This window comes from Streptomyces sp. DSM 120436 (assembly GCF_055778765.1).
In genome coordinates, this window is record NZ_JBSKBS010000001.1 from 1,291,143 (window position 1) to 1,305,763 (window position 14,621).

General features: G+C 68.4%; 13 protein-coding genes. 6 read left to right on the plus strand and 7 right to left on the minus strand.

Going from position 1 to position 14,621, the window contains the following annotated elements:
- The first annotated feature begins 131 nt into the window (after positions 1–131).
- A complete protein-coding gene (locus ACWH4W_RS05915) occupies positions 132–974 on the plus strand; it encodes a phosphotransferase (protein ID WP_473074754.1) in 843 nt (280 codons plus the stop codon).
- 103 nt (positions 975–1,077) lie between these two features.
- Here ACWH4W_RS05915 and dnaB read toward each other — a convergent pair whose 3' ends face one another.
- A complete protein-coding gene (gene dnaB / locus ACWH4W_RS05920) occupies positions 1,078–2,556 on the minus strand; it encodes a replicative DNA helicase (RefSeq protein WP_473074755.1) in 1,479 nt (492 codons plus the stop codon).
- 457 nt (positions 2,557–3,013) lie between these two features.
- Here dnaB and ACWH4W_RS05925 point away from each other — a divergent pair, with 457 nt between their 5' ends.
- Positions 3,014–4,351 carry an MATE family efflux transporter gene (locus tag ACWH4W_RS05925; RefSeq protein WP_473074756.1) on the plus strand — a complete coding sequence of 446 codons (1,338 nt, stop codon included), beginning with the start codon at positions 3,014–3,016 and terminating at the stop codon, positions 4,349–4,351.
- Between the two features lie 126 nt (positions 4,352–4,477).
- On the opposite strand, the gene rplI is transcribed toward ACWH4W_RS05925, so the two are convergent.
- The 4 genes from rplI to rpsF all read right to left on the minus strand — a co-directional run bounded on the left by rplI (position 4,478) and on the right by rpsF (position 6,173).
- Positions 4,478–4,924: a 50S ribosomal protein L9 gene (gene rplI, locus ACWH4W_RS05930; RefSeq protein ID WP_106413413.1), complete on the minus strand. Its 447-nt coding sequence runs from the start codon at positions 4,922–4,924 to the stop codon at positions 4,478–4,480.
- 18 nt (positions 4,925–4,942) lie between these two features.
- Positions 4,943–5,179 (minus strand): 30S ribosomal protein S18, encoded by a 237-nt coding sequence (gene rpsR / locus ACWH4W_RS05935; protein ID WP_003949403.1) that lies wholly within the window; start codon positions 5,177–5,179, stop codon positions 4,943–4,945.
- Between the two features lie 43 nt (positions 5,180–5,222).
- Entirely contained in the window at positions 5,223–5,807 is a 585-nt protein-coding gene (gene ssb, locus ACWH4W_RS05940; RefSeq protein WP_473074757.1) for a single-stranded DNA-binding protein, read from the minus strand.
- Positions 5,808–5,882: 75 nt separating this feature from the next.
- Entirely contained in the window at positions 5,883–6,173 is a 291-nt protein-coding gene (gene rpsF / locus ACWH4W_RS05945) for a 30S ribosomal protein S6 (protein WP_004985983.1), read from the minus strand.
- Positions 6,174–6,487: 314 nt separating this feature from the next.
- On the opposite strand from rpsF, the gene ACWH4W_RS05950 reads away from it, so the two are divergent.
- The 3 genes from ACWH4W_RS05950 to ACWH4W_RS05960 all read left to right on the plus strand — a co-directional run bounded on the left by ACWH4W_RS05950 (position 6,488) and on the right by ACWH4W_RS05960 (position 9,221).
- Positions 6,488–6,802, plus strand: coding sequence for a hypothetical protein (locus tag ACWH4W_RS05950; protein ID WP_473074758.1), 315 nt, complete (start codon positions 6,488–6,490; stop codon positions 6,800–6,802).
- Positions 6,803–6,966: 164 nt separating this feature from the next.
- Positions 6,967–8,088: a peptidoglycan bridge formation glycyltransferase FemX gene (femX, locus tag ACWH4W_RS05955; RefSeq protein ID WP_473074759.1), complete on the plus strand. Its 1,122-nt coding sequence runs from the start codon at positions 6,967–6,969 to the stop codon at positions 8,086–8,088.
- A 101-nt stretch (positions 8,089–8,189) separates the two neighbouring features.
- Positions 8,190–9,221 (plus strand): alanine racemase, encoded by a 1,032-nt coding sequence (locus tag ACWH4W_RS05960; protein ID WP_473074760.1) that lies wholly within the window; start codon positions 8,190–8,192, stop codon positions 9,219–9,221.
- Between the two features lie 93 nt (positions 9,222–9,314).
- On the opposite strand, the gene ACWH4W_RS05965 is transcribed toward ACWH4W_RS05960, so the two are convergent.
- Positions 9,315–10,811 carry a glycosyltransferase family 87 protein gene (locus tag ACWH4W_RS05965; RefSeq protein ID WP_473074761.1) on the minus strand — a complete coding sequence of 499 codons (1,497 nt, stop codon included), beginning with the start codon at positions 10,809–10,811 and terminating at the stop codon, positions 9,315–9,317.
- Positions 10,812–10,910: 99 nt separating this feature from the next.
- Positions 10,911–13,532, minus strand: a complete 2,622-nt coding sequence (locus ACWH4W_RS05970; RefSeq protein ID WP_473074762.1) for a transglycosylase domain-containing protein — start codon at positions 13,530–13,532, stop codon at positions 10,911–10,913.
- A gap of 396 nt (positions 13,533–13,928) precedes the next feature.
- Between ACWH4W_RS05970 and ACWH4W_RS05975 the strand changes: the two genes are divergently transcribed.
- Complete coding sequence (locus ACWH4W_RS05975) at positions 13,929–14,612, plus strand: PadR family transcriptional regulator (protein WP_473074763.1); 684 nt, start codon at positions 13,929–13,931, stop codon at positions 14,610–14,612.
- The last annotated feature ends 9 nt before the right edge of the window (positions 14,613–14,621 follow it).

Below are 14,621 nucleotides of genomic sequence, written 5' to 3' on the forward strand. Positions count from 1 at the left end.
GCGGGGCCTGCTTTGCGATGCTTGTCGCCGGGTCCAGGCCTGGTCCGGGACCCGGTCGGTGCTCATGAAGACCTCGGGGACGTCGCTGCTGTCCCAGTGTGCAAGCGTGCTCAACGACGAGGGAGAACGGTATGGAGCCATCGGAACTCCGTCGAGCAGTGGCGGCAGGACGGGCGACCGCTTCGGCTCTGGGTCTTCAGGCCGACGATGCCATCGTCATCCACGATTCGGACCGGGTCGCGCTGCGCCTGGTCCCTTGTGATGTTCTCGCACGGGTCGCGCCTCCGGGGCATCTGGCTGATTCCGAGTTCGAAGTGGAGGTTGCCCACCGTCTCGTCGATGTCGACGCCCCGGTGGCCGAGCTCGATCCTCGGATCCAGCCCCGCATCCACGTGCGTGACGCCTTCGCCGTCTCGCTCTGGACCTACTACGAACCTGTGGGGTCAGAGATCACCCCGGCCGACTACGCGGACGCGCTCATGCGGCACCATGCCGCCCTGCGCCAGATCGATCTGGACGCACCGCATGTCACCGACCGCGTCGCCGCGGCGCTGAAAGAGGTGAACGACCCGGAGCGATCCCCCGAGCTACCCGACTCCGACCGGGAGTTCCTCAGCACCACACTCGAGGACCTGAGCGCCACGATCAGCTGCGGCAGAACCGGCGACCAGCTGCTGCACGGCGAGCCGCATCCGGGCAATCTTCTCAACACGAGGCGAGGTCCGCTTTTCGTGGACCTCGCCACGTGCTGCCGTGGGCCGATCGAGTTCGACCTCGCCCATGCTCCTGAAGAGGTGGGGGAGCACTATGCGGGGACTGACCACGGCCTGGTGCAGCGGTGCCGCGCCCTGAACTGGGCGATGTTCTCGGCTTGGCGCTGGCGCCGGACCGACCAGATGCCTGACCGGGGCCGCTGGAGGGTGGAGGGGCTCCACCGGGTTCGTGCTGCACTCGATCGCTGCGCACTGGGCTGAGCTGGAGGAAAAAGGGCTTCCCTCTCGTGTCCTTCAAGCCACGCAGTGGCCATCCCTGAGTGAGAAGTGGCCACGGGAGCTGGAAACCCGTGCCGGCCGTCGCTCAGGTCTGCGCCATGTCGACGAAGCGGGAGTAGTGGCCCTGGAAGGCGACCGTGATGGTCGCCGTCGGGCCGTTTCGGTGCTTGGCGACGATCAGGTCGGCCTCGCCGGCACGCGGGGACTCCTTCTCGTAGGCGTCCTCGCGGTGCAGCAGGATGACCATGTCGGCGTCCTGCTCGATGGAGCCCGACTCGCGCAGGTCGGAGACCATCGGCTTCTTGTCCGTGCGCTGCTCGGGACCACGGTTCAGCTGGGACAGCGCGATGACCGGGATCTCCAGCTCCTTGGCGAGCAGTTTGAGGTTACGGGACATGTCCGAGACCTCCTGCTGCCGGCTCTCGGCCCGCTTGGAACCGCCCGACTGCATGAGCTGGAGGTAGTCGATGACCACCAGCTTGAGGTCGTTGCGCTGCTTCAGGCGCCGGCACTTGGCGCGGATCTCCATCATCGACAGGTTGGGCGAGTCGTCGATGTAGAGCGGCGCGGCCGAGACGTCCGGCATCCGACGGGCCAGGCGGGTCCAGTCCTCGTCGGTCATCGTGCCGGACCGCATGTGATGCAGGGCGACGCGGGCCTCCGCGGACAGCAGACGCATCGCGATCTCGTTGCGGCCCATCTCGAGCGAGAAGATGACGCTGGGCAGGTTGTTCTTGATGGAGGCGGCCCGCGCGAAGTCCAGCGCGAGCGTCGACTTGCCCATCGCGGGACGCGCGGCGATGACGATCATCTGACCGGGGTGCAGCCCGTTGGTGAGCGAGTCGAAGTCGGTGAACCCGGTGGGGACGCCCGTCATCTCGCCGCTGCGTGACCCGATCGCCTCGATCTCGTCGAGGGCGCCCTCCATGATGTCGCCGAGCGGCAGGTAGTCCTCGCTGGTGCGCTGCTCGGTGACGGCGTAGATCTCCGCCTGGGCTCGGTTGACGATCTCGTCGACGTCGTCGTCGGCCGCATATCCCATCTGCGTGATGCGCGTGCCCGCCTCGACCAGGCGGCGCAGCACCGCCCGCTCGTGCACGATCTCCGCGTAGTACGCCGCGTTGGCCGCCGTCGGGACCGTCTGCACGAGGGTGTGCAGGTACGACGCCCCGCCGACCTTGTTGATCTCGCCGCGCTTGGTCAGTTCGGCGGCGATGGTGATCGGGTCGGCCGGCTCGCCCTTGGCGTAGACGTCGAGGATCGCGGTGTAGATGGTCTCGTGGGCCGGTTTGTAGAAGTCGTGGCCCTTGAGGATCTCGACGACGTCGGCGATGGCGTCCTTGGACAGCAGCATGCCGCCCAGTACGGACTGCTCGGCCTCCAGGTCCTGGGGCGGGACCCGCTCGAAGGCGGAGCCCGAGCCGTCCCACACGCCCCGGTCCGGGCCGCGGTCGTGCTGCTCGTCGCGGCCCCGGCCGTGGTCACCCGTGCGGCGGGAGGCGGGCAGACGATCACTGGGACCGCTGTCGGCCCAGGGGTCGTCCAAGGGCTCGGAAATGCTCACCGAGCCACCTCCTCCCCGCCGGAGCGGATTTCACCGTGCGTCTCAGTTCTACGGCACGGCACTGACAGACAAGGGGGCCAACTCCGCTTGCCGGACGCCGGTTTTGTGACGTTTCCGGATCCGATGGACGGAGCAGGCGCCGGACCACCGTAGGCCCGTCGGCACCGTCAGCCAATCTGGTTATCCACAGGGCGTGTGGACGACTGGCCCAGAGCTGTGGAGAACTCCGCGAAACCTGTGCACGAGCCGGTGGACAGCGCTGTGAACAATCCCTTGCACTCCCTGTGAGAATCACCCTGACCTGCCTCTTTACCGTCCACCGGCTGTGCAGAAGAAAAACTTCCCCGCACGAATCAAGATCGGTTCAACAGGTGTACACAACCCCACACCCTGAGCCACGAAGTAAGGGTCACAATCAGTTGGCATCTCTTACCTGTGGATGATTAGATTGGTGCACATGACACAGGCCCCCGCGCGCCCCAAGGCCGCCCGCCGTCGGCACGACCGAGAGATCGTCCTGCTGGCCGTCCCGGCCTTCGGCGCCCTCGTCGCCGAGCCGCTCTTCGTCATGGCGGACAGCGCCATCGTCGGCCATCTCGGCACGGCTCAGCTCGCCGGACTCGGCGTCGCGTCGGCCCTCCTGGTAACCGCGGTGAGCGTCTTCGTCTTCCTCGCCTACGCCACCACAGCGGCCGTCGCCCGGCGGGTGGGCGCCGGTGACCTCCCCGCCGCGATCCGCCAGGGCATCGACGGCATCTGGCTGGCCCTGCTGCTCGGCGTCGCCGTCATGACCGTCGTCCTCTCCACGGCACCCGCGCTCGTGAACCTCTTCGGCGCTTCCGAGACCGCCGCCCCGTACGCCACCACCTATCTGCGGATCTCGGCACTCGGCATCCCGCCCATGCTGATCGTGCTCGCGGCCACCGGTGTGCTCCGCGGACTGCAGGACACCCGGACCCCGCTGTACGTGGCGGTCGCCGGCTTCGTCGCCAACGGCATCCTCAACGCCGTCCTGGTCTACGGCGTCGGCCTCGGCATCGCCGGCTCCGCCTGGGGCACGGTCATCGCGCAGTGCGGCATGGCCGTGGTTTATCTGGGCGTGGTGCTGCGGGGCGCACGTCGGCACGGGGCCTCCCTGCGGCCGGACGTCGCCGGAATCCGGGCTTCGGCCCAGGCGGGCGCTCCTCTTCTGGTGAGGACGCTCTCGCTGCGGGCGATCCTGATGATCACGACGGCGGTGGCCGCCCGTATGGGGGACTCCGACATCGCAGCCCACCAGATCATCCTCTCCCTGTGGAGCCTGCTCGCCTTCGCCCTCGACGCCATCGCCATCGCGGGGCAGGCCATCATCGGGCGTTATCTGGGAGCCGGTGATGCTCAAGGTGCGCGGGACGTGTGCCGCCGCATGGTCGAGTGGGGTGTGGCCGTCGGTGTCATCCTGGGCGTGCTCGTCATCCTGGCCCGCCCGGTGTTCCTGCCGCTCTTCACCAGCGACGCCGCTGTGAAGGACGTGGCGCTGCCCGCCCTGGTGATCGTGGCCTTGTCCCAGCCGATCTGCGGCATCGTCTTCGTCCTGGACGGCGTTCTGATGGGCGCGGGCGACGGGCCGTACCTGGCCTGGGCGATGCTGGTCACCCTCGCGGTGTTCACTCCGGCCGCCCTGCTCGTGCCCGTCCTCGGAGGTGGACTGACCGCGCTGTGGGCCACGATGACGCTGATGATGACCGTGCGGCTGCTGACCCTGTGGCTGCGTTCACGCTCGGGCCGCTGGGTCGTCACGGGCGCCGAGCGCTGAGCGTTTCACGTGGAACACCGCACTCATGCCGGTTTCACGTGAACCGTGAAACACCCCACCCATGCGACGGGGGCCGCATCCTGACGGATGCGGCCCCCGTGCTCACTGCTTCAGCGAGCGCTGCCCTCAGGCGGCGACGACCTCGATGTTGACCGTGGCGGCAACCTCGGGGTGCAGACGCACCGACGTCTCGTGGGCGCCCAGCGTCTTGATCGGCGAACCGAGCTCGATGCGGCGCTTGTCGACCTCGGGACCACCGGCGGCCTTGATCGCGGAGGCGATGTCGGCCGGGGTGACGGAACCGAAGAGACGGCCGGCGTCGCCGGAGCGGACGGCCAGACGGACCTTGACGCCCTCGAGCTGGGCCTTCACCTGGTTGGCCTGCTCGATGGTGTGGATCTCGTGGATCTTGCGAGCACGACGAATCTGCTCGACGTCCTTCTCGCCACCCTTGGTCCAGCGGATCGCGAGCTTCCGCGGAACCAGGTAGTTGCGAGCGTAGCCGTCCTTGACATCGACGACGTCGCCCGCGGCGCCGAGGCCGGAGACCTCGTGGGTGAGGATGATCTTCATGAGTGGGTCACCCTTCCCTTATCGCGCGGTGGAGGTGTAGGGCAGCAGCGCCATCTCACGGCTGTTCTTCACGGCCGTGGCGACGTCACGCTGGTGCTGCGTGCAGTTGCCGGTCACGCGGCGGGCACGGATCTTGCCGCGGTCGGAAATGAACTTCCGCAGCATGTTCGTGTCCTTGTAGTCCACGTACGTGACCTTGTCCTTGCAGAACGCGCAGACCTTCTTCTTAGGCTTGCGCACAGGCGGCTTCGCCATGGTGTTTCTCCTGTGTGATCAAGAAGTGTGGGTGCGGCCCGCCCTAGAAGGGGGGCTCGTCCGAGTAGCCGCCGCCGCTGCCGCCGGAGCCACCGCCCCAGCCGCCGCCACCGCCCTGCTGACCACCGGCGGGAGCACCGGTCGCCCACGGGTCGTCCGCGGGAGCACCGCCGCCCTGCTGGCCGCCGCCGGGGCCGCCGCCCCAGCCACTGCCACCCTGGCCGCCGCCGCCACCGCCGCCGTAGCCGCCCTGGCCACCGCGGCCGGTGGTCTTGGTGACCTTGGCCGTGGCGTTGCGCAGGCTGGCGCCGACTTCCTCGACGTCCAGCTCGTAGACCGTGCGCTTGACGCCCTCACGGTCCTCGTAGGACCGCTGCTTCAGCCGGCCCTGCACGATGACGCGCATGCCTCGCTGGAGCGACTCGGCGACGTTCTCCGCCGCCTGACGCCAGACGGAGCAGGTCAGGAACAGGCTCTCGCCGTCCTTCCACTCGTTCGTCTGGCGGTCGAAGGTGCGGGGGGTCGACGCGACACGGAACTTCGCGACGGCCGCACCGGACGGGGTGAAGCGCAGCTCGGGGTCGTCGACAAGATTGCCGACGACCGTGATGACGGTCTCGCCTGCCATGGGGGAACCTCTCGGCGGGTTTGCTGCTGGCTGCTTGCTGCTACTCGGATCCCGGGATCAACTGAGCGGAGACGCTCAGTGGGTCTCGGGACGGAGGACCTTGGTCCGGAGGACCGACTCGTTCAGGTTCATCTGGCGGTCGAGCTCCTTGACGACCGCAGGCTCGGCCTGCAGGTCGATGACCGAGTAGATGCCCTCGGGCTTCTTCTTGATCTCGTACGAGAGACGACGACGGCCCCAGGTGTCGACCTTCTCGACCTTTCCGCCGCCGTCACGGACGACAGAGAGGAAGTTCTCGATCAGCGGGGAGACAGCGCGCTCCTCGAGATCGGGGTCGAGGATGACCATCACCTCGTAGTGACGCATGTGGAACCCACCTCCTTTGGACTCAGCGGCCACGGTCGTTCCGTGGCAGGAGGGTCGTGATGCGTTGCGCAACGATGCCTGTCAGTAGAACAGCCGCCACTGACAATCGAGCCGGGCGGCGGTGCGCCGGGCCGGACGAAGGGGCCATGACCCGCTCCTGTTCCCGCCTGGCTCTGTCCGGACAGACACCGGTGCAGACGCTACAGACTACCCGCACAGCGGCTTCCGGTTGAAATCTGGCCGTGAAGCCCGCCAATCTGGACACATCGGGTGTGTACGGCGCTACGATGCGCCGCCCTTCGCAGGAGGTGCCCATGGCACAGACAATGCGGCCCAACACCGCCGGCGGGCTCTTCGCCACCGACGGCAAGCCCCACCCACTCCAGTACATCCTGCTCGCGGTGACCCTGGTGCTGGGGCTCACGTCCTTCATCTCGGCGCAGTTCCACGACCTGCACCTGCTCAGCTCCTGGACCGGCCTGGTGGGCCTCCTCACCGGGGCGTACGGCCAATGGATCTCCGTCACGACGCGCGAGCGCTTCGGGCTGATCCTGGGCCTCGGTCTCGCGGGGATCGGATTCTTCCTGGGCATGGCGCGCGGCGGTCTCTTCGGCGGAGTCATCGCCTGACGTCCGCACCCCCCGACCGCACATCGTCGAGGGCCCCGGCCGACGGCCGGCCGGGGCCGACGTCCCGTGCGCCCCACCGGGCCGCACCCGAGGCGCAGTAGGCTTCGCGCGAGAGCCGGAGCCCCTGAACCCATGGGGACACACCAGCCCGAGGAGCGCCCCGAATGAGCCTGACCCTGAGGACCATCAGTCGCGAGCAGCATCTGGCGTACATCCAGAGCCTGCCGTCGGCGAGCCACATGCAGGTCCCGGCCTGGGCAGACGTCAAGGCGGAGTGGCGCTCCGAGAACCTCGGCTGGTTCGACGACCGCACCGGCGAGATGGTCGGCGCCGGTCTGGTGCTCTACCGGCAGCTGCCCAAGATCAAGCGCTACCTCGCCTACCTGCCCGAGGGCCCGGTCATCAACTGGTTCGCACCGAACCTCCAGGAGTGGATCGAGCCGATGCTCGCCCACCTGAAGCAGCAGGGCGCCTTCTCCGTGAAGATGGGCCCGCCGGTGATCATCCGGCGCTGGGAGGCCGCGACCATCAAGCGGGGCATCCAGGACCAGGACGTCAAGCGCCTGCGCGACCTGGAGGCCGACTTCATCGAGCCCCGCGCCTTCGAGGTCGCGGACAAGCTGCGTCGTATGGGCTGGCAGCAGGGCGAGGACGGCGGCGCCGGCTTCGGCGACGTCCAGCCGCGTTACGTCTACCAGGTGCCGCTGGCGAACCGCTCGCTCGAAGAGGTCCACAAGAACTTCAACCAGTTGTGGCGCCGCAACATCAAGAAGGCCGAGAAGGCCGGCGTCGAGGTCGTACAGGGCGGCTACGACGACCTGCCCGAGTGGCAGCGTCTGTACGAGATCACGGCCGTGCGAGACCGCTTCCGGCCGCGCCCGCTGTCGTACTTCCAGCGGATGTGGACGGCCCTCAACACCGAGGACCCCAACCGCATGCGGCTGTACTTCGCGCGGCACAACGGCGTGAACCTGTCCGCGGCGACGATGCTGATCGTCGGCGGGCACGTCTGGTACTCCTACGGCGCCTCCGACAACATCGGCCGCGAGGTCCGGCCCTCCAACGCGATGCAGTGGCGGATGCTGCGCGACGCCTACGCGCTCGGTGCCACCGTCTACGACCTGCGCGGCATCTCCGACTCGCTGGACGAGACCGACCACCTCTTCGGTCTGATCCAGTTCAAGGTCGGCACCGGTGGTCAGGCGGCCGAGTACCTCGGCGAGTGGGACTTCCCGCTCAACAAGCTGCTCCACAAGGCGCTCGACATCTACATGTCGCGCCGCTGACCCGCGCTTCGCCGCGGTATGCGTCTTCGTAGCCTCGACGGCTTCGTCGCCTCCCATACCTTTGTTACACCGCAGCCACGAGAAAGGTTCCAGGTCCGGCCATGGCGCTCACGCTCTACGTCGACACCGCGCGCTGGCGGGCGCATCACAAGCACGTGCAGGAGCAGTTCCCGGGGCTCGTCCCCGTCTGCAAGGGCAACGGCTACGGCTTCGGCCACGAGCGGCTCGCCGAGGAGGCCACCCGGCTGGGCACGGACGTCCTGGCCGTCGGCACGACGTACGAGGCCGCGCGGATCAAGGACTGGTTCGGCGGTGACCTGCTGGTGCTGACGCCGTACCGGCGCGGCGAGGAGCCCGTGCCGCTGCCCGACCGGGTCATCCGCTCGGTGTCGTCGGTCGACGGCGTGTACGGCCTGGTCGGCGCCCGCGTCGTCATCGAGGTCATGTCCTCGATGAAGCGGCACGGCATCAGCGAGCAGGATCTGCCCCAGCTGCACGCCGCGATAGAGAACGTCCGGCTGGAGGGCTTCGCCATCCACCTCCCGCTGGACCGCACCGACGGGTCCGACGCCGTCGAGGAGGTCATCGGCTGGATGGACCGTCTGCGTGCGGCCCGCCTGCCGCTGCACACGATGTTCGTCAGCCACCTCAAGGCCGACGAGCTCGCCCGCCTCCAGCAGCAGTTCCCGCAGACCCGTTTCCGCGCCCGGATCGGCACCCGGCTCTGGCTGGGGGATCACGAGGCGACCGAGTACCGCGGCGCGGTCCTGGACGTCACGCGCGTCGTCAGGGGCGACCGGTTCGGCTACCGGCAGCAGAAGGCCGCCTCCGACGGTTTCCTGGTGGTCGTGGCGGGCGGGACGTCCCACGGGGTGGGTCTGGAGGCTCCCAAGGCCCTGCACGGCGTCATGCCGCGCGCCAAGGGCGTCGCCCGGGCAGGTCTGGCGACCGTCAACCGGAACCTCTCGCCGTTCGTGTGGGCGGGCAAGCAGCGCTGGTTCGCCGAGCCGCCGCACATGCAGGTGTCCATCCTGTTCGTGCCGGCCGACGCCCCGGAGCCCAAGGTGGGCGAGGAGCTGGTGGCCCATCTGCGGCACACCACCACGCAGTTCGACCGGCTCGTCGACCGCTGAGACAACGTCGGGGCAGCCGCGAAGGGCCGTGCACGGACGTTCCGCGCACGGCCCTTCGCGTGGTGCCGGGACGACGGCCCGGCAGTGGTTCGCTCAGAGCGAACCACCCTGGGCCCCTGTTCTGCCCCAGTCGACCTGGGCCCCTTCGAAGTGGGCCGCGTGCCGCGCAGGACCGAGCACGAAGACGTCCTCGGCGCCGTTCAGAACGCCTCCTGACGGGTCGTCACCGCCGGAGCAGCGCACCGGGTCCCGCTCCGGCATCAGGATGTCGCGAACGATCATGACGCAGAGGTAGAGCGTCCCCGCCAGGTGCACGCCGACGGCCCAGTGGTAGCCGTCGGTGGGCAGCCCCTTGTGGGCGTCCCCGCTGGTCGTGTACGCGAGGTACATCCAGATGCCCAGGAAGTACGCCACCTCGCAGGCCTGCCAGATCAGGAAGTCCCGCCACTTGGGCCGGGCGAGCGCCGCGAGCGGCACCAACCACAGCACGTACTGCGGCGAGTAGACCTTGTTGGTGAGGATGAACGCCGCGACGATCAGGAAGGCCAGCTGGGCGAAGCGCGGTCGACGCGGAGCCGTGAGCGTCAGGGCCGCCACGCCCGCGCAGCACAGCAGCATCAGCAGTGTCGCGAGTGTGTTGACCGTCTCGGTGGCGAGCGGGTCGTCCGAGTTCTGGGCCAGGATCAGCCAGAACGAACCGAAGTCGACGCCGCGTTCCTGGCTGAACGTGTAGAACTTCGACCAGCCGTCGAAGGCGAACAGCATCACCGGCCCGTTCACGACGATCCAGGCGACGGCGGCCCCGGCGAGCGCCGTACCGTACTGCCGCCACCGGCCCGCGCGCCAGCACAGCACGAGCAGCGGCCCGAGGAGCAGCACGGGATAGAGCTTGGCAGCCGTGGCGAGGCCCAGCAGGACACCGAAGGCGAGGGCGCGCCCCCGCGACCACATCAGCATCGCGGCGGCCGTCAGAGCGACCGCCAGCAGGTCCCAGTTGATGGTGGCGGTCAGCGCGAAGGCCGGGGCGAGAGCGACGAGCAGACCGTCCCAGGGGCGCCGCGCGTGGGTGCGCGTCACGCACACGGCGATGACGGCCGCGCATGCCATGAGCATCCCGGCGTTGACCATCCAGTACCACTGCTCCTGGCTCTGGATGCTGCCGCTGCCCGGGGTGAGCCAGGCGGCCACCTCCATGAACACGCCCGTCAGCACCGGGTACTCGAGGTACTCCATGTCCCCGGGGAGCCGGTCGAAGTACGGCACCAGCCCGTCGGCGAAGCCGCGCCCCTGGTACAGGTGCGGGATGTCCGAGTAGCAGGCGTGTGTGTACTGCGAACTTGCGCCGAAGAACCAGGCGCCGTTGTAGCAGGGGGCCTTCTGCACCAGCCCGAGCGCGAACATGCCGATCGCCACGAGCGCGATCACCCGCACCGGGGTCCACCAGGTTCTGCCGAGCAGGGCGCGCCGCCCGATCGGTCCCCCGATCAGCTCGCTGCCGGCCGCTGCGACCCGGTCCTCCTCGGTCGGCCGCACCGGATCCGGCTCGTGGACGCTCGCTTGCGTCGTTTTTCCACTGGGCATGGCGCACATCCTGCCGTACCTGCCCGGTGATAAGGCGAGGGCCGCCGTACCCGTCGGGTACGGCGGCCTCTGTTTCACGTGAAACACCCACATCGGGCGTGGGACGGCTCAGCCGCCGACGCCTCCGAAGAAGCCGCCGCCGTTGCCGCCGCCCCTGGGCCCGCCGGGTTCCCCGGTCTCGGAGGGCTCGGGTGACGTGGTCACGCCTCCGTCGGTGCCTCCGTCGGTGCCTCCGTTGTCACTGCCGCCGTTCTCGGTCCCGCCGTCCTCTTCCTCCTCGCCCCGGCAACGGAAGTCGAACGGCCCGCAGGTCTCGGTTTCCGTGGGCGACGGCGTGTTGGTCACCGTTTCCGTGGGCGTCGGCGACGCCGACGGCGTCGTCTCCTCGGTCTCCGTGACGGTCGGGGTGGGCGACGGCGCGCCGACGCCGTCGGCGATCTCGCCGATCTTCTCGGCCTTGGGGAATCCGGGGTCGGGCTCGCCCTTCAACGCCATCTTCATGTACTCGGTCCACACCTGCGTGGGGACGTCACCACCATGGATGGAGTCCTCACCCGCCGTGCCGTTCATGGAGAGCAGCTTGTGGTCCTCGGGGTCCTCACGGAACATGGCGACCGAGGTAGCGAGTTGCTGGGTGTAGCCGACCCACCACGCGGACTTGTTCTCGTCGGTCGTACCCGTCTTGCCGGCTGCTGCACGCCCCAGCCCCTGTGCCTTGTAACCGGTGCCGTTCTCGATCACGTTCTCGAGGACCTCGGTGACGTTGTGCGCCACCTTCTCCGGCATCGCCTGCTTGACGCGCGGCTTCTCGAAGCCCGGCAGCTCCGCTCCCTTGTGCTTGACGGCGGTCACTGAATACGGGTCGGCCTGTTTGCCAGACGCCGCGAAGGTTGCGTAGGCGTCGGCCATACGGATCGCGCTGGGGGTCGACGTGCCCAGGGCGAATGACGCATTGAGATCGGCGAAGCTTTCCTTCAGGATGCCGGACTTCTCGGCGACGTCCGCCACCTTCTTCATCCCCACGTCCATGGCGAGCTGCACGAAGGGCGTGTTGACGGACTGCTCCATCGCCTTGTGCAGGGTGATGTAACCCCACGGGTACTCGCTCTCGTTCTTCTGCAAGAACGGCGTGTTGTCCTTCTTGAGGACGTAGGAGCCGTCGTTGTTCAGGATCTTCAGCTTGTCATTGCCGTTGTACTTGCTGGCCGGTGAGACGCCCACACCGTTGGTCTTGTACGTGCCGTGCTGCATGGCGGCGGCCAGCACGAACGGCTTCCACGTCGAACCGACGGGGACACCCGAGGTGTCGGCGTTGTTGTTGAAGTGGCCGTTCTCGAAGCCGGCGCCGCCGTACAGGGCGACGATCGCGCCGTCCTTGGGCTTCACCGACGCCGCGCCGAACTGGACGTGCTGGTCCTTCTCGCGCTTCTTCGGGTCGAGCTTCTCCTTCTCGACCTTCTTCACGGCCTTGGCCAGCGCATCGACCTTGTCCTTCTCAAAGGTCGTGTAGATCTGGTAGCCGCCCTGGTCGAACTGTGCCTCCGTGAGGCCGGATTTCTTCAGGACGTACCGCTTCGCCGTGTCGACCAGATAGCTGACCTGGCCGGTCATGCCCTTGGTCGCCTTGCGACCCTGGGGCATCGGGTACTTCTTGACCGCCTGCTGGTACTCCGCGGTGGAGAGGTGCTCGTCGGCGTGCATCTGCTCGAGGATCCAGGCCCAGCGCTCCTCGGAACGCTCGCGGTTCGCCTGGGGCGTGGCCGAGCTGTCGATGCTCTGGTTGCCGGCCGGGTCGTAGTACGTCGGGCCCTTGAGCAGGGCCGCCAGGAAGGCGCACTCGCTCGTTGTGAGGTCGACCGCGTCCTTGCCGTAGTACGCCTGGGCGGCGGCCTGGATGCCGTAGGCGCCACGCCCGTAGTAGGAGGTGTTCAGGTAGCCCTGGAGGATCTCGTCCTTGGAAAGGTCGGTGCCCACCTTGATCGAGATGAACATCTCCTTGAACTTCCGGGAGATCGTCTGTTCCTGGGACAGGTAGGTGTTCTTCACGAACTGCTGGGTGATCGTCGAACCGCCCTGGGTGTCACCACCGCGCGCCATGTTGCCGAGCGCACGGGCGATGCCCATGGGGTCGATGCCCGAGTCGCTGTAGAAGCTCTTGTTCTCGGCCGAGATCACCGCCCAGCGCATGGCCTCGGGGATCCGGTCGAGGGTGATGTTCTGCCGGTTCTGGCCGCTGCCCGTGGCGACCATCTGACTGCCGTCCGCCCAGTAGTAGACGTTGTTCTCGGACAACGCCATGGCGTTCTCCTCGCTGGGGACGCTCACCATCGCGTACCCGATCCCCGCTACGGCGACGAGACTGCCGAAGAAGGCGAGGCACAGGCCGGACACGAACTTCCAGGACGGCGTCCAGCGGCGCCAGCCGTCCTTGTCGTGGCGCGGATAGTCGATGAATCTCTTCTTGGCCGGAGGAGCCGCGCGTCCGCGGCCGGGCCCGGCGGCGCGGCGGGACCCTCCCCGCTGTGCCGCGCGCCGCGCCTCGGCACGACTGCCGTACGGACGGGCCTCGCCCCCCGCGCCGCGGGCGCCCGGCCCATGGGCATCGGACGGAGATCCGGTGGCGCCTCGCGGTGCCGCTCGGCGGCCGGAGGACGAGCCGGACTGGCCGCGTCGGGCCGCGGCACGTCCGCCTCCCTGCGGCTGCGGCGGTTTGCGACGGTGCTCGCTCATCGAACGACTACTCCTCGGGCAGGCGCACCTCTGCGCGCCTGGAAACGGCGGCTGGTTTCCGGTCCCCCCGAAGTACGGATGCGGCGCTCGGCGCATTCACCCGTACTGCACCGGGGACGGGGACGCCCCCAGTCGTCACTCGGTTCCCGGTGGTCTGCATGGCGCACAGACTACGCACCGCCAAAACCCGCCGGGCCCAGAAGTTCATCTCAAATCAGGCAACTTGCTCGCAACGAAACGGTGATGTGATCCCGTTCACTCTCCCCCCTCTTGTCGCACCCGGAAGGTCGTTCTATCGTCGTGATGTATCGAGTCGATACATCAGCTCGACATAAAGGCGGCTCCGAGCCGCACAGGAGCCCGTCGCGGCGCGACCGGGGCAGAGGGGAGGCGACGATGAGCCGGCGTTCCGGAATCCTCGAGTTCGCCGTACTCGGCCTGCTCCGCGAGGCCCCGATGCACGGGTACGAGCTGCGCAAACGACTCAACACGTCACTGGGTGTGTTCCGTGCGTTCAGTTACGGGACGCTCTATCCCTGCCTCAAGACGCTGGTCGCCAACGGCTGGTTGATCGAGGAACCGGGGAACACCACCGAGGACGCCCTGGGCGCTTCGCTGACGGGGCGCCGCGCCAAGATCGTCTACCGGCTGACGGCGGAGGGCAAGGAGCACTTCGAGCAGCTGCTCGCCCAGACGGGGCCGGACGCGTACGAGGACGAGACGTTCGCCGCGCGGTTCGCCTTCTTCGGGCAGACGTCGCGCGACGTCCGCATGCGCGTGCTGGAAGGCCGCCGCAGCCGGCTGGAGGAGCGCCTCGAGAAGATGCGCGCCTCCCTGGCCCGGACCCGAGAGCGCCTCGACGACTACACGCTTGAGCTCCAGCGCCACGGGATGGAGTCCGTGGAGCGCGAAGTGCGCTGGCTGAACGAGCTCATCGAGAGCGAGCGGGCCGGCCGGGACCTCAAGGGGCCCGCCGCCGGGGGGCCCGCTCAGCAGGACACCACATCTGGAGCGACGGGCGACCTGCCCCGGTCCGGGGACGCCCCCCGGCCGGATACGCCCGGCGACACCGCCACGTGAGAGTCCGCA